Genomic DNA, 14,523 nt, shown 5'->3' on the forward strand with positions numbered 1-14,523 from the left:
CAGGAAACTCTAGAGCGAAGGTCGTCGTCGCCAGCAGCGCCGCCGCCCTCGTCAGTGATCGGGCTTATAGACCCCCATCCTCACAGACGTCAACAGGGATTTTCATGGGCCCGACATAAATCTCACAACACATTGAAATTAAACGGTATTTCTATCCACAGACAGCAGCAGCCACTTTCCGCCCGCTTAAACGGGCGGAAATCGATCGACCAAGGAGGTTCGGCAGGCGCCGGCGATTATTCAGCAACCGGGCCCACGCCCCCGGCAAGCAGCTCCGCTCAAATACGGGGTACTGATCCTGGTGATGAGCCGCCTCCCATTTGCCTGCCTCTCCAGCAGGCGGCCGATGTGGATGTTGCCGACAGCATGGGTCTCGAACATCTCTGAAAAAATGGGCTCGCTACAGGCCGAGGTTCTGGCAGGAGAAGGTGATCATCTTCTGCGAGCGACGTTGCTCGATCTCGCCTCGAAGGGCTGATGGCACGGCGACCGACGTTCCGAAGAAGGTCGATTTCGCTAAGGAGTCGCGCAAAAGAAGCGGTCACCGCGTCAGAGACGATAAACTGCATCAAACGATGCGAGCATCCCAACCGCAAGCCGCCCGCTTCACCATGACGTTATACACGCGGGCGAAAGTGTGGGCGGCGCTGACGATGTGGGAGCCGTGCTCCCCGACCCAATGGTGGCTCCCGAAAAGAGCCCCTTCCCTTTCTAAACGCGCCCTCTCGTCAGCGTCGATTGCTCGCCTGATCTGATCGAGAACATGCGACTAGTCGATGCCTGGGTATGTGGCGGCGTCAGCGAGACGCCTAGGCCCACGGTGCGCGACGCAACTGAGGTCGCGGCCGCAGAGGGCGGGGCCGCCTTCAAGCTCGGCGATCGCATGATCATCGAACGGCCGCGAACAAAAGGTCTACGAGTCAGCGGTCGACGTCAGCCGAGCATGGCCATCTTCAACTCCGCCTCGCGGCCGAGGGAGGTCATCCATTCGGTGAACTCGGGGCGGCTTTTGATCTGTCGTCCGTAATGGCGGCGCAGCGCCGTGGTGAGGTCGCTTCCGCGGCCGAGCTGTTCATCGGCAAAGCCGATCATCTGCGAGTTCGGCCAGGCCTGCGGACGGATGGCGACAAGACGGGCAAACAGGCTCTCGCCCGGCTCGTCCGGGTTTGCCTGCGCCATCAGGGTCAGCATCGCGGCGGTCGATCGCGACACGCCCATATGGCAATGCACCAGAACGTGGCTCGACGCCTGCTTATCTGCGCGCTCCAGGAAGTCGTTGCCGAAGCGAAGGATCGCCTCGACATGGTCGGGGCGCGGCATCACCCGGTTAGGTACGGCTGCAATGATGTCGTGGAAGCGCAAGGTCGTGCGGTGATGGGCGCCGTAACCGCCAAACGCCTCAAGTTCCGGCAGCTCCGGATCGACGATCGACAGGACGTGGGTCACCTTCCTGTCGCTCTGGCCCGGTAGTTCGTCGATCCCACAAACGGTCAGCACTGGCGAAAAGGTCGTTTCCATGTCGATTGTCCTTGCATCCGGTTCATAGCGTGTCTGCCTCGCACTTGCGCGCGACCAGGGCAAAAAGCACGTCGAGCATCACATACATCGGGGCGCGGCCGGTCGGCACGATGAGGGGATGGGTCGAGGCGCGGTAGGCGTTGAGATTGATGCTTCCATCGGCGAGGGAGGCGACGACGGAGCCGCCCGGAGAGATGGAAACTATACGTGCGCCGGCCTTCTTGGCAATCTCGATGTTCGAAATAAGATAGCTCGTTCGGCCCGAGAAGGAGAGCACGAAAAGCACGTCTTCTCCCGTCAGGCGCGGTGCGGAAACCATCTGCAAGGTTGGATCGGAATTCATGTCAGTGAAGATGGGTAGGACGGCGAAGCTGTGACAGCATTGCAAACGAGCCGGGGATGAAGCGTATCAGAGCTTTCAGCATAGCGCCGCGCTGTGGGGGAAAATAGGAATTCGCGTCACGGGAAGTGCGGAAAAAGGGCCGTGGCAGGACCTTCAACATCCGAAAGGGGATGGGACCGGATGCCCCGTACTTAGCGTTCCGCTTGAGAATCAATTTAATCCGGCGAATGTGAAGGTTGTGAACGTGGGTGAGCCCCACTTTGATTTAGACGAGATTTCACTTTTAATCGGACGGAATTCAAACCGTGTATTCCGAGGATAGCAGACTAGGGGTCCGGCTCTGGCTTCGCCACGAAGCCAACGACCAAGCCCCCCGACCGACTTTCTCCAGTGTCTCCAACCTTGGGTTCGCGCCGCCGACTTCTATTTCAGCGATCTGCCGACGAGTGAGGCCGACGATCTTGGCAAACTCCTGCTGGCTGAGACCTATGCCTCTGCGGAGGTCACGCTGCGTCCGGGAGATGCAAGCCGCCGCACCGCCATCCTGCAGATGTTCGACTCCGTCTGCGGTGACATGCTAGGAGCCGCAAGCGCTGTGCTTCCCGTCTCCTAGCGCCGCTTCGCTATCAAAGACCGCGACACAACCACAGCGAGGCCGATCAACACCGTCCCCGCGATGAAGAGAAAGGCCGCTGCAGCGATCGCAGGGCTGATGTTTTCACGGATGCTGGAAAACATCTGCCGCGCCAACGTCCGCTGGTTCGGGCCTGCGACGAAGAGCGTGAGGACGACTTCGTCCAACGACGTCGCAAAGGCGAGCACCGCGCCAGAGAGTACGCCCGGCATGGCGAGCGGCAGGGTGACCCGGCGGAACACCGTCGTTGGCGAAGCACCGAGGCTCTGGGCCGCAAGCTCGACGCGCTGGTCAATGCCGGCAAGCGCGCCGGTGACGCTCACGACCACAAAGGGCACCGCAACGACCGTGTGGGCGATGATCACGCCCATGTAACTGTTGGTAAGGCCAAAACCCGCCAGCAGCACTTGCATGCCGACCCCCAGCACGACGGCCGGCACCACCATGGGCAGCAGGAAAACTGTGCGCATCGAACCGCGAAAGAGAAGAAGGCGGTTGCGCAGGCCGAGCGACGCGGCCGTACCAAGCGCGGTTGCGAGCAAGGTCGTGCCCGTGCCGATGATCAGGCTGTTGACGATTGCCCGCCGCCAGGCGTCCGCGAAGAAGAGTTCCTCAAACCAGCGTAGGGACCACGACGGGATCGGATAGGTGAGGATCACGCTCGAGGTGAAGGCGAGCGGCAGGATGGCAATGAGTGGCGCGACGAGGAAGAGGATCGTCAGCGTGGCGAAGGTGGCCTTGGCGATTTTCATCGGCATGGTCACCGCCCCCCAACTTCGTCGCTGGAGAGCCGTGAGTAGACGCTGTAGAGCAGTAGAGTTGCGACCAGGAGTACGACCCCGAGCGCACCGGCCATGCCCCAATTCGCCGATCCCGTGGCGTAAAAGGCGATGATCGAGGAGATCATCTGGTCGCCCGGTCCGCCAATCAGCGCCGGCGTTATGTAATAGCCAATCGCAGAGATGAACACTAGCAGAGCGCCGGACGCCACACCCCTGAGGCTTAGCGGCAGCAACACTCGCAGGAAAGCGCGCAGCGGGCGCGCGCCGAGCGAGGCGGCGGCCGGCATCAAGTTCTTCGGGATGGTGATGAGCACGGAATAGATCGGGAGCACCATGAACGGCAACAACACATGGGTCATGGCGATGATGACGCCGGTGCGGTTGAAGATCAGCGTCAGCGGCGCATCTATGAGGCCGATGGCGCGCAGGAGATCATTGATGAGACCCTGCTCCTGCAACAGGATGAACCAGGCCGCGGTGCGCACCAGAAGCGACGTCCACAGCGGCAACAACACGGCGCCAAGCATCAGATCACGCTTCCAACCGTCGAGCGAAGCGGCGATGATTGCGTACGGAAAGCCGATACAGGCGCATGCGAAGGTGACGAGCGCGGCTATCCAGAAGGTGCGCATGAGGATCACGGCGTTGACGGACTGGTCTGGCGGCAAATGCTCGATATCACCAGCCGCATTGCGACCAAGATCGACGGCGGCAAGCAGGTTGCGGTCGGTATAGGGCGAGAGCGCATCTGCGATCGCCAGCCAGAACTCCGGCTTCTCCCAGCGTTTATCGATGGAAACGAGGTCGGCGGGTGGGTTCGCCGTATCTTTCAATGCACTCGTCGTCTTCCCCATCAGCGTGCGAAAACCGGAGCGGGCGCTGTTGAGACGGCGCACCATGTCACCAAGCGCCTGATCGTCGTCGACGGACTTCAGGTCCTCCATCAGCGCCATCTGCATGGGTGTGGTGGGTGGAGACTTACGGTCCCAATCGGCCAGAACTTCCGCGCTGCGTGGCAGCAGCCGCAACACGGCCGGATCCGACACGGACTGCGCCATCATGCTGAAGAGCGGCCAAACGAAGAAGCCGATGAGGAAAAAGAGCAGCGGCGCCAGAAGAAGCAGCGATCGTCCAGTGCGGGAGGAGACTCCACTCATGGCGCAATGACCCGACAATCGCCGGCCGAAAACGCCGCAAAGACTTTGGTGCCTGGCGGAAACTCGCGCGACCTTCTGCCGAGTTTGGCGATCAGCGGGTGAGTGGCGTTCTGCAACTGCACGCGCAAATGATCGCCCTGATAAACGGAATCTGCAACTTCCGTTTCCAAGACGTTTCGACCCTCACTGCGCGTCTCGCTGAGATCTACCCGTTCCGGACGGATGGAGAGAAAGACGGATTGGCCGGAAGCGACGCTGCCGGAAACCGCCGACACAATTTGTGCCCCGGAACGAAGACGCACAGTCGCTTCCGCGCCTTGCACGGTTTCCACGACACCTTCGACGAGATTGGTCTCGCCGATGAATTCGGCGACGAAGCGCGTCGCCGGCTCGTCGTAGACCTGGCGGGGTGTCCCGATCTGCTCGATCTTGCCCTTGTTGAAGACGGCGACGCGATCCGACATCGTAAGCGCTTCGGACTGGTCATGCGTAACGAAAACGATTGTTAGGCCGAGGCGGCGGTGCAGATCGCGGATGTCGAGTTGCATCTGCTCGCGCAACTGCTTGTCAAGCGCGCCGAGTGGCTCGTCCATCAGCACGACACGCGGTTCGAAGACAAGCGCCCGGGCAAGCGCCACGCGCTGCTGCTGGCCACCCGAGAGCTGCGAGGGCCGTCGGTCGGAAAGGGTTGAAAGCTGCACCATGTCGAGTGCACGTTTGACGCGCTCATCGATCCCCGCCTTGCCAATGCCCCGCATCTGGAGCGGAAAAGCGATGTTTTCGCCGACTGACATGTGCGGGAAGAGCGCGTAGCTCTGGAAGACAACACCCATGTCCCGCTTGTAGGTGGGCACCTTATTGATGGCAGTTCCGTCGAGAAGGATCTCGCCCGCGGTCGGCTGCTCGAAGCCAGCGAGCATCATAAGAAGCGTCGTTTTGCCCGAGCCGGACGGGCCGAGCAGGCTGACGAACTCCCCCTTCCCGATGCCGAGATCGAGATGTTCAACCACGCAAAGCGGGCCGTAGAATTTCGTAATGCGGTCAAATCGAATGTATTCGGCCACGGAAGACTCCATCGCTAAAGGCGAAGGATGCGTCCTCAAGAAACGCACCCAGCCATCCAGGAACGGGCGCTCCCGGTGGAGCGCCCTTCACCACGGATGTTCTTACTGGGCGAGCCAGGCGTTGAAGCGCTGCGTCAGCGTCTCGGCATTGTCGATCCAGAAATCGACATTGAGCGAGATGGCATCTGTCATGTTGGCAGGATCGGTTGGCAGGTCCTTGGAGAATTCCGCCGGTACTTTGGACGCAGCCTCCTTGTTCGGCAGACCGTATGCCACGAATTCCGGCAGTTTCGCCTGGTTTTCCGGCAGGCTCGCAAAAGCGATGAAGTCCTGCGCAGCCTCCTTGTTCTCCGCATCCTTCAACACGACCCAGCTATCGACGGCATAAATGCTGCCGGGAAAGACGACCTTGAAGTTCTTGCCTTCCGACCGATTGATGCCGGTGATGCGGCCGTTGTATGCCGAAGTCATGGCGACTTCGCCCGATGCGAGAAACTGCAACGGCTGTGCGCCCGATTCCCACCAGACGATGTTAGGCTTCAATTCGTCGAGTTTCTTGAAGGCGCGGGCGACCCCCTCCTCTGTACCGAGAACGTCATAGATCTCATCCTTGGAGACACCATCGGCGAGTAGCGCGAATTCCAGCGTGTATTTTGGGCCCTTGCGCAGCGAGCGCTTGCCGGGGAACTTTTCGACGTTCCAGAAGTCCGCCCAGGAAGTCGGGCCTTCCTTCAGCTTGTCGCCGTCATAGGCGATGGCCGTCGACCAGACGATGGCGCCGACACCACAGTCATTGACCGCAGAATCGAGGAATTTGTCCTTACCGCCCATCTTGTCCCAGTCGATCTTTTCATAAAGACCGTCGGCACAACCGAGCGCCAGTTCTTCGGCTTCCACCTGCACCGCATCCCAGTTCGGTGCGCCGGCCTTGACCTTCGACTGGATGACGCCGATCCCGCCGTCCCAGGCTTCGTCGAGCACTGGCTTGCCGGACTTTTCGGAGAACGGTTTGAAGTAGATGTTGCGCTGGGCATCCTGATAGTTTCCACCCCATGAAACGACTGTTAGATCTCGCGCGAAAACCGGCACAGCAAGGCCCGCCGACAGAACGACGGCAGCCGCCGCCAGGACACCCGATTGAAAGATTGTCTTCATGGCATTCCCCTTTTCTTCGTTGGTGAAAGAGCCGCTGCGGCTCCGATGACGATCCCATGCAGACCGTTGTCCCCGTCCTGTTTGCGGCGGTGGCTGCGGCCTCACCGGTCTTTGCGCCCATTCTCCCTTGGACGTTTCAACCGATGGATGCATTCTAGTCATTGCAGGCCAACGGGTTTTCCCGATTTGACCGTTGTCAGACGTGCTGCCCTCCGTTGATGTGGATTTCCGCGCCGTTGATGTAGGACGATGGCTCGGTGCAAAGGAAGTAGATGGTCTCCGCGACTTCGCGCGGTTCGCCCAGTCTTCGCATCGGCACTTCCGCCGCCACCAGTTCATCGGTTCCGGGCGACAGGATAGACGTTTCGATCTCGCCCGGCGCGATGGCGTTCGCCCTGACGCCGCGTTGGCCGAATTCGTGCGCCATTTCGCGGGTCAGTGAGGCCAGCGCCGCTTTGGACGCCGCATAGGCAACGCCTGCAAAAGGGTGGACGCGAGAGCCTGCGATGGACGTAACATTGACGATCGAGCCCTTCGCCGCTTCCAGTTCCGGCATGAGCGCGCGGGCGATCAAAGCGGTCGACACAAGATTTACGTTGAGCACCTGCGTCCAGACATCGGCATCGGTATCCAGCACACCGAGGCGACTCTTGCCCGGTCCCTTCGGCGAAATGCCCGCATTGTTCACGAGTGCATGCAGGCGCCCGTTCGGTAGGCGCTCGCGCACGGTCGCAGCCAGGCGGTCAATCTGCGTGAGATCGGCAAGGTCGGCCTGGATATGGCTCTCGCGTGCGGACGGCCAGGCACATTCCTCGGAAAAGGACTGGCGAGAAACGGTGAGAATACGCCAGCCCTTCGACTGAAAGAGCTTGACCGTTGCGTGCCCGATCCCCCGGCTCGCCCCCGTCAGCAACATGTACCGGCAATCATCGGTCATCGGAGCGCTTCCTTTTGATGTTTGATGCATCGTAATAGGCTGCCCATGAATTGCAAGTCTCCTATTCCAAGCGACGTTAAGCCCGGCGCGCCTCCGGCTCGCTGCCCCGTTCGATGCGCTCGAGGATCGGCTTGCCGCCGAGCAGGATGTCGTCGACGATTGCCATCGAAGCGGCGGCGGGATCGTGCCGCTTTAGGGCTTCGACGACCGGGTAGTGGTGGTCAATCATAGCCCTTCCGCCCTCTATGTAAGCATCGGAAATGTGTGGCCCCATCCGCAGCCAGAGCCGCCGCAGGATGCTGTTCAGCACCGGCAGCCCGGCGATCTGCGGCAGCAGGAAGTGGAAGGCTTGGTTGAGTTGCGTACCCTTCAGTCGGTCGCCGGCCTCGATTGCTTGTTCGTTTTCGCGCAAGATTCGCTCCAACGCTTCGATATCCGCGCTCGTCGCCACCTGAGCCGCAGTCTCCGCCGCCAGTCCTTCCAGGCGCACCCGTATTGCGCGGATCTCGCGGTAGCGGTTTTCGCTCAAGCCCGGGATGCGGATGTCGCGCGGCGAGCGGAAGATGATCGCCTCGTCATTGGCAAGCCGAAGGATTGCGTCGCGGATCGGCGTAACGCTTGTGCCGAATTGCTCTGCCAGGTCCCGGATCTTCAGCCGATCGCCGGGTTGGAACCGTCCCTGGATCAGCGCATCGCACAACGCACCATAGACGACGCTGTTGAGGTTCTCATGATCCAGTGACGTGAATTGAGGCATGGAATTCGTCCGAAAAATGGAATAACAAGATACTTGATGCATCTTTTTCGCTGTGTTTCAAGTATGGCGTGTCGCAGACATCATTCACCGAACGGCTTGGCGCGACAATGTCGTCGTCGTCGTGGTCAGCTGACGGGCAGAGATTGACGGAAATGCGGGCGACCGCGCCAACGGAGCAAGCATGACGGAGCCATCGCCCACCGCCAAGAACGCCGATTCCATGTCGGCAACATGGAGCGCGACATCGCTTTCCGATGCGGAGGCGGCGGTGAAGCAGGTCTATGGCGCGAGCGGCTCGATCAGGCGGCTCTCAAGCGAAAGGGACGAGACCTTTCTTTTTACCCGCTCGGATGGAAAGGACTTCATCCTCAAGATTGCCAATCCCGCCGAAGACCCGGCCTCGCTTGAGTTCCAGGATGGTGCGCTAATGCATCTGGAGGCTGCGGCCCCCAATGTACCGGTGCCAAGGCTCATGCTCACGAAAACCGGAGCGCCGAGCCATACGCTTTCCACCTCCGATGGCCCCCGCGTCATGCGCCTGTTGACCTTCCTCGGCGGCGAACTGCAGTACCGCACCTCGGCCTCAGAGACGCAGAGCCGCAACGTCGGCCGGGCGCTCGCACAACTTGGGCTGGGTCTCGAAGACTACAAAGGGCGCCCGCCCGCCGGAAAGTTGATGTGGGACATTTCTCATACACTCGACCTTGTCGCCCTGCTCGACCATGTCGGCATCGAGCGCCGAGCGCAGGTTGAGGCCGTACTCGCCGAGTTCGAACGCTCGATGCCGGCGATCGCCGCGATCAAGCGCCGGCAGATCATCCATAACGATTTCAATCCGCACAACATCCTGCTTGATCCGGCAGAGCCGACCAAAGTTGTTGGTATCATCGACTTCGGCGACATGGTGCATGCGCCCTTGATCAATGACCTTGCCGTCGCCCTCTCCTATCACCTTGCGACCGACAATTGGGCCGCCCGCACCGGCGCCTTCCTCGAAGGCTTCCTGTCGGCGCGCGCGCTGGAGCCGGCCGAAATCGAGCTGCTACCGCTTCTCGCCCGTTCCCGCCTCGCCATGTCCATCATCATCGCGGAGTGGCGTTCCGCACGTTTTCCTGAGAACCGGGCCTATATCATGCGTAACCACGCGACCGCATGCCGCGGCCTGCAGAACATAGTCGATCTCACTCCGGCCGGGCTGAAACGGCTCGCGCCCAACCTTTCCGAGGCTTGATCATGTCGATGGTGAATGCTTTTTCGCGTGCAGATTTCGACCGACTAGACGAGAGCGAGAGGGCGCTTATCGCGCGCCGAGAAAAAGTGCTCGGTCCCGCCTACCGCCTGTTTTACGAAAAACCGCTGCATCTTGTCCGCGGCGAAGGCGTTTTTCTGTACGACACGGCCGGCGAGCGGTATCTCGACGCTTACAACAACGTCGCCTCGCTCGGCCATTGCCATCCGCGCGTGGTGGAGGCAATCACGAAGCAGACGGCCGTGCTCAACACTCACACACGCTACCTGCACGAAGGGATCGTCGCCTATGCCGAGGCACTGACGGCCACCTTCCCCGAGGCGCTCAGCCAGGCCATGTTCACCTGCACCGGCAGTGAAGCGAACGATCTCGCCGTTCGCATCGCCCGCTTCGTCACTGGGGGCACCGGCATCATCGCGACGAACCTCGCCTATCACGGCCTGACGAGCGCGGTTGCCGAATTCTCGCCCTCGCTCGGCGAATCCGTGACGCTCGGCCCGCATGTGCGCACGGTGCCCGCGCCGGACAGCTACCGTCACTCGCCCGAACAGTTGGCGGTAAAATTCGGCCACGACGTGCGCGCCGCAATCGCCGATCTCAAACGTCACGGCATCAAGCCGGCCATGCTGATCACCGATACGATCTTTTCCAGCGACGGCATCTTCGAAGGGCCGAGAGGTTTTCTCAAGCCTGCGGTGGACGCGATCCACGAGGCTGGCGGCCTCTTCATCGCCGACGAGGTGCAGCCCGGCTTCGGTCGAACGGGCGAAACGATGTGGGGTTTCGAACGCCACGGCGTTGCACCCGACATGGTGACGATCGGCAAACCAATGGGTAACGGCTATCCGATGGCGGGTATCGTGCTGCGCCCCGAGGTTATCGCTGAGTTCGGCCCAAAGGCGCGCTATTTCAACACGTTCGGCGGCAATCCGGTCGCCGCCGCGGCCGGCAAGGCAGTGCTCGACACTATCTGCATTGAGGGGCTGCAGCAAAATGCGCTGGAGGTCGGCTCCTACCTGATGGGTGGCCTCAAGAGCCTTTCGGATCGATACCACGCTCTCGGGGACGTGCGCGGTTCCGGTCTCTTCATCGGCGTCGAGATCGTTGCCGACCCTGCCGCCAAGAGCCCTGATGCCGCGCTAACGACTCGGATCGTAAATGGTCTGCGAGATCGCCGCATCCTCATCAGCGCCTCCGGTCCCAATGCCAATGTTCTGAAAATACGGCCACCTCTCGTCTTTTCTCGCGAGAATGCGGACATGCTGTTGGATGCATTTGGCGACGTGTTGCGGTCTCTCTGAATAGGAGGCTTCGCGCCGCAGTCGGGTTTTACTACCGATTGACGCTTAGGCGAAGACACAGGTAGAACGGTCTCTCGAGTTTGCTCGCTAGCTTTGATTGTTGCGCGATTGGCATCGCGCTCTAACAAACCTTCCTTTCAAAATCGCGGTCAGAACCCATGCCTAGGGCCGGGGCCTTACTTTTGCTTTGGAAGGACCCGTCACGGCCACGGCACCTCTAAGTGCTTCCAACAAAGGCATGGTTTCATCACACCTGACAAGCAGGTGTCGATGGAGCAATCTCGTCGAAGAAAAGCGCCTTACCAACGCCTGCGCGATAAGCGCGGCTAACCATTACGCAGCCAAGGAACCGCAGCACGCGGGTGAGTCCAATGCCGTCCACCAGTGGTCGCCATTGCCGCCTCCATCACAAGATAGATTGAAGGTAAACTATGAAGAGCTTGGACGAAAAACTTCTTATTATTCTGGGCGCCTTCCACAGTGTGCGGTATGGCGTGTCGCCATCCGTCTTACGCGGCGCCGCTGAAAATCATGCCAAGAAACAAGGGCTCGCGGGAAGTGAATACAGCCAGACCCTCGAAGTGGCCATTGGCTCTGGACTTATCGGACTCTCGTCTGACTCATCTCTCTCAATTCGGGCTGCGGGGCGGACGAGGCTAGGCAAACGTTAGCCAGAGCTTGGTGCGGCATGGGGGAACCGCCCCGAGTGGGGCGATACCTCATCCCACGCCTCGCCGAGCGTCGGCACTTCGGGCCGCACGAAGCAGTAAACCGGCTTTCGAGGATTCCAAGAAAACACTTCTCACCGGAAATCGCGCGTCTTCACCTTGATCTGATCGAGATGCAGATAGGGATCGACGATATCGCGCGGACGCGGCCCCTTCGGCAGGCCGCGCGGATCGGGCGCCGGCGCCCCATGATGAAACTCGTCCCCCCTGCCATGCGGAAGTGGAAAACTGGCATCCCGCTCGCTGACACTTGCAAGTTCGGCGGATAGGTCGGTAAGGCGATGGGCAACGAGGTGTACAACCTCGCCTTCGCGCTGAATCCGGCCATAAACGCAGAGCATGCCGGCGCCGAGGACCACGCGGCGATAGTTTTCGAAGGTCTTGGCCCAGACAACCAGATTGGCTATGCCCGTTTCGTCCTCGATGGTGATGAACATCACGCCTTTGGCCGAGCCCGGCCGCTGTCGGACAAGCACCAGGCCGGCCGCCTCCAACCATCTGCCATCACGCGTCCGCATCGCCTCCCGGCAGGTGACGATACGGCGCTTCGTCAGATCCGCGCGCAGGAACGAGAGCGGATGGTCGCGCAGCGTCAGCCCGACATGCCCATAGTCCTCAACCACTTCGCCGCCCGCAGTCATCGGCCTTAGCGCCACTGATGGCTCATCGAGTTCGGCGACGGTCCGACTTTCCCGGGCAGATGCCGCGGCAAAGAGCGGCAGCGGCTCGTCGCGCAATGCCTTGATCGCCCAAAGTGCCTCGCGCCGAGCAAGCCCGAGCGAAGGCTGAAACGCATCGGCCTCGGCAAGCTGGACGAGCGAGGCTGCCGGAACCCCTGCCCGACGCCAGAGATCGTCGACGGTCTCGAAAGGTCGTTCATCGCGCACAACGACAATCGCCGCAGCGTCGACATTGGCCAGCCCCTTGGCCATGCGAAGACCAAGACGGACGGCAAAGCGACTTTCATCCGCTGTTGCCTCAAGCGTGCAATCCCAGCGGCTGGCGTTCACACAAACTGGCCGAACCTCGACCCGATGATCGCGCGCATCCCGCACGATCTGGGCCGGGGCGTAAAAACCCAACGGCTGCGCGTTCAGAAGCGCCGCGCAGAAGACGTCCGGGTGCCAGCATTTGAGCCACGAGGAGGCGTAGGCGATCAGCGCGAAGGACGCCGCATGGCTTTCAGGAAAGCCGTAGCTGCCGAAGCCTTCGAGCTGCTTGAAGGTCTTAATCGCAAAGTCCGGCTCGTAGCCGTTTGCGACCATGCCCCGGACAAGCTTCTCACCGAACTTCGACACACCGCCGGTATGCTTGATCGGTCCGTCAAGAATGAAGCGTATCGGAGCTTTCAGCAAAGCGCCGCCTCAGCGGGAAAGCGGGAATTCGCGTCACGCGACGGGCGGAAAAAGGGCCGCCGCAGGAGCTTCAACATAGTGGCCCGAAGGGGAAGAGGGATCGACTGCCCCCGTCCGTCGCGTTCCGTGTACACTCTTTGTTTTCGAGCGACTGGCCGCGCGATAAAGCAAGTTACATTTTAAATTGGACGGAATTCTGCTTTAAATTGGACGCCAATGGAGTTAACATCGGCCGCATGACCAATACAAATCGCCCGAACGCACTCATCCAACGCAAGGCCCGCTCCATGGTCGAGACGGCGCTGTCGGACACGCGCGTCGTTCTCGTCGCCGGACCAAGGCAGGCAGGAAAGACCACCCTTGCGCGACAGTTCTCTGGAACAGAGCGGCCGTACTACACCCTTGATGACGCCGGCACACTCAGCGCCGCCAAATCCGACCCTGTAGGCTTCGTTCGCGGCCTCGACCGAGCGGTAATTGATGAAGTTCAGCGTGCGCCTGAGTTAATGCTTGCGATAAAGGAAAGCGTAGATCGCAGCGATGAGCCGGGCCGCTTCCTGCTCACAGGTTCAGCAAACCTCGCCACCGTGCCGGCGGTGGCAGACTCTCTTGCCGGCCGCATGGCCCTAATTTCGTTGCTGCCGTTTGCACAGGCTGAAATCCGATCGACCCCAGGCCGCTTTCTTGATCGCATTTTTGCGGGAGAGGTGCCCGCGATCGCGGACGGACTTGTGCTCGGCGACGACCTTGTTGAGACGGTTGTACGTGGAGGGTACCCTGAGGTCGTACGCAGGACGCAGCCCGGCCGGCGCACCGCGTGGCTTGAAGACTACGTGGCGCTTATCCTTGACAGAGACGTGCGCGACATTGCCAACATCGATCAGTTGGGCAGGTTGCCGCGCCTCCTTAATGTTCTTGCAGAGCATGCGGGACAGTTGGTCAATCATAGCGGATCCGGCTCGGCCCTCGGACTATCCAGTGTCACCGCTCAAAAGTATGTAGCAATCCTTGAGCGACTCTTCCTTGTCCGAACCCTCGCGCCATGGTCCAACAACCGGCTTAGTCGCCTGGTAAAAACACCAAAGTTGCATTTTCTCGACACTGGCCTGCTCGCAACCCTGCGCGAAGACGATGTCAACAGTATCCGTGAAAACAAGACGCGTTTCGGTCCTTTGCTCGAAAGCTTCGTCGCATCAGAACTCCTAAAGCTTGCATCTTGGTCCGAACGCCGACTTTCGTTCTCTCACTATCGGACGAAGGATCAGATCGAGGTCGATGTTGTTGTCGAGGACCGGCGCGGTCGCGTCGTCGGCATCGAGGTCAAGGCATCGTCGACGGTCAAGGCTGAAGACTTCAAAGGGCTTCGTCAGTTACAGGAGGCGGTAGGCGACCGCTTCCTGCACGGCATCGTTTTGCACGATCACGACCGCGTGACGCCATTTGGCGAAAAATTGCACGCCGCTCCGCTTTCGGTCCTGTGGACGATGTAAAATCACGAGATACTTATTATGGAACTTGAATCCTCAAAACTCGTCGGGTTCAC

13 protein-coding genes and 1 pseudogene are annotated in these 14,523 nt (G+C 60.5%); 3 read left to right on the forward strand and 11 right to left on the reverse strand.

The window, feature by feature from the left end; translation table 11 throughout:
• Positions 1 to 400: 400 nt before the first annotated feature.
• From BLU15_RS40690 to BLU15_RS31350, 10 genes are all read right to left on the reverse strand, one after another.
• Positions 401 to 532, reverse strand: a complete 132-nt coding sequence (locus BLU15_RS40690) for a hypothetical protein (protein WP_255381413.1) — start codon at positions 530 to 532, stop codon at positions 401 to 403.
• Positions 533 to 933: 401 nt separating this feature from the next.
• Positions 934 to 1,518: a tyrosine phosphatase family protein gene (locus BLU15_RS31310; RefSeq protein WP_060606803.1), complete on the reverse strand. Its 585-nt coding sequence runs from the start codon at positions 1,516 to 1,518 to the stop codon at positions 934 to 936.
• A gap of 22 nt (positions 1,519 to 1,540) precedes the next feature.
• Entirely contained in the window at positions 1,541 to 1,861 is a 321-nt protein-coding gene (locus BLU15_RS31315; RefSeq protein ID WP_090300784.1) for an SIS domain-containing protein, read from the reverse strand.
• A gap of 298 nt (positions 1,862 to 2,159) precedes the next feature.
• Positions 2,160 to 2,411 (reverse strand): helix-turn-helix domain-containing protein, encoded by a 252-nt coding sequence (locus BLU15_RS40310; RefSeq protein ID WP_318267004.1) that lies wholly within the window; start codon positions 2,409 to 2,411, stop codon positions 2,160 to 2,162.
• A gap of 59 nt (positions 2,412 to 2,470) precedes the next feature.
• Positions 2,471 to 3,253 carry an ABC transporter permease gene (locus BLU15_RS31325; protein ID WP_090300786.1) on the reverse strand — a complete coding sequence of 261 codons (783 nt, stop codon included), beginning with the start codon at positions 3,251 to 3,253 and terminating at the stop codon, positions 2,471 to 2,473.
• 2 nt (positions 3,254 to 3,255) lie between these two features.
• Positions 3,256 to 4,434 carry an ABC transporter permease gene (locus BLU15_RS31330; RefSeq protein WP_060585502.1) on the reverse strand — a complete coding sequence of 393 codons (1,179 nt, stop codon included), beginning with the start codon at positions 4,432 to 4,434 and terminating at the stop codon, positions 3,256 to 3,258.
• On the reverse strand, positions 4,431 to 5,510 hold the full coding sequence (locus BLU15_RS31335) for an ABC transporter ATP-binding protein (RefSeq protein WP_090300788.1): 1,080 nt from the start codon (positions 5,508 to 5,510) through the stop codon (positions 4,431 to 4,433). The genes BLU15_RS31330 and BLU15_RS31335 overlap by 4 nt, the downstream gene beginning before the upstream one ends.
• A 90-nt stretch (positions 5,511 to 5,600) precedes the next feature.
• Positions 5,601 to 6,653, reverse strand: coding sequence for an ABC transporter substrate-binding protein (locus tag BLU15_RS31340; protein ID WP_034800408.1), 1,053 nt, complete (start codon positions 6,651 to 6,653; stop codon positions 5,601 to 5,603).
• Positions 6,654 to 6,849: 196 nt separating this feature from the next.
• Positions 6,850 to 7,590 carry an SDR family NAD(P)-dependent oxidoreductase gene (locus BLU15_RS31345; RefSeq protein ID WP_034800406.1) on the reverse strand — a complete coding sequence of 247 codons (741 nt, stop codon included), beginning with the start codon at positions 7,588 to 7,590 and terminating at the stop codon, positions 6,850 to 6,852.
• Positions 7,591 to 7,666: 76 nt separating this feature from the next.
• Positions 7,667 to 8,347 carry a GntR family transcriptional regulator gene (locus BLU15_RS31350; protein WP_034800404.1) on the reverse strand — a complete coding sequence of 227 codons (681 nt, stop codon included), beginning with the start codon at positions 8,345 to 8,347 and terminating at the stop codon, positions 7,667 to 7,669.
• 181 nt (positions 8,348 to 8,528) lie between these two features.
• On the opposite strand from BLU15_RS31350, the gene BLU15_RS31355 reads away from it, so the two are divergent.
• Both BLU15_RS31355 and BLU15_RS31360 read left to right on the forward strand, forming a co-directional pair.
• The gene (locus tag BLU15_RS31355) at positions 8,529 to 9,578 is read left to right on the forward strand and encodes a phosphotransferase (RefSeq protein WP_090300789.1); all 1,050 of its coding nucleotides are present in this window, start codon (positions 8,529 to 8,531) and stop codon (positions 9,576 to 9,578) included.
• Positions 9,579 to 9,580: 2 nt separating this feature from the next.
• The gene (locus BLU15_RS31360) at positions 9,581 to 10,897 is read left to right on the forward strand and encodes an aspartate aminotransferase family protein (protein ID WP_090300791.1); all 1,317 of its coding nucleotides are present in this window, start codon (positions 9,581 to 9,583) and stop codon (positions 10,895 to 10,897) included.
• Between the two features lie 802 nt (positions 10,898 to 11,699).
• On the opposite strand, the pseudogene BLU15_RS31365 reads toward BLU15_RS31360, so the two are convergent.
• Positions 11,700 to 12,938 (reverse strand): annotated as a pseudogene (locus BLU15_RS31365) (OB-fold nucleic acid binding domain-containing protein); the annotation flags it as partial.
• A 278-nt stretch (positions 12,939 to 13,216) separates the two neighbouring features.
• On the opposite strand from BLU15_RS31365, the gene BLU15_RS31370 reads away from it, so the two are divergent.
• A complete protein-coding gene (locus tag BLU15_RS31370; protein WP_090300793.1) occupies positions 13,217 to 14,470 on the forward strand; it encodes an ATP-binding protein in 1,254 nt (417 codons plus the stop codon).
• Positions 14,471 to 14,523: the final 53 nt, after the last annotated feature.

Origin of the sequence: Ensifer sp. YR511 (assembly GCF_900103045.1) — a bacterium.
GTDB classification, from domain to species: Bacteria; Pseudomonadota; Alphaproteobacteria; order Rhizobiales; family Rhizobiaceae; genus Ensifer; species Ensifer adhaerens.

Coding starts and splice junctions, on each gene's coding strand:
- BLU15_RS31345 (WP_034800406.1), bottom strand. CDS start 7,590: ATGACCGATGATTGCCGGTACATGTTGCTGACGGGGGCGAGCCGGGGG.
- BLU15_RS31360 (WP_090300791.1), top strand. CDS start 9,581: ATGTCGATGGTGAATGCTTTTTCGCGTGCAGATTTCGACCGACTAGAC.
- BLU15_RS31310 (WP_060606803.1), bottom strand. CDS start 1,518: ATGGAAACGACCTTTTCGCCAGTGCTGACCGTTTGTGGGATCGACGAA.
- BLU15_RS31340 (WP_034800408.1), bottom strand. CDS start 6,653: ATGAAGACAATCTTTCAATCGGGTGTCCTGGCGGCGGCTGCCGTCGTT.
- BLU15_RS31370 (WP_090300793.1), top strand. CDS start 13,217: ATGACCAATACAAATCGCCCGAACGCACTCATCCAACGCAAGGCCCGC.
- BLU15_RS31315 (WP_090300784.1), bottom strand. CDS start 1,861: ATGAATTCCGATCCAACCTTGCAGATGGTTTCCGCACCGCGCCTGACG.
- BLU15_RS31355 (WP_090300789.1), top strand. CDS start 8,529: ATGACGGAGCCATCGCCCACCGCCAAGAACGCCGATTCCATGTCGGCA.
- BLU15_RS31335 (WP_090300788.1), bottom strand. CDS start 5,510: ATGGAGTCTTCCGTGGCCGAATACATTCGATTTGACCGCATTACGAAA.
- BLU15_RS31325 (WP_090300786.1), bottom strand. CDS start 3,253: ATGCCGATGAAAATCGCCAAGGCCACCTTCGCCACGCTGACGATCCTC.
- BLU15_RS31330 (WP_060585502.1), bottom strand. CDS start 4,434: ATGAGTGGAGTCTCCTCCCGCACTGGACGATCGCTGCTTCTTCTGGCG.
- BLU15_RS31350 (WP_034800404.1), bottom strand. CDS start 8,347: ATGCCTCAATTCACGTCACTGGATCATGAGAACCTCAACAGCGTCGTC.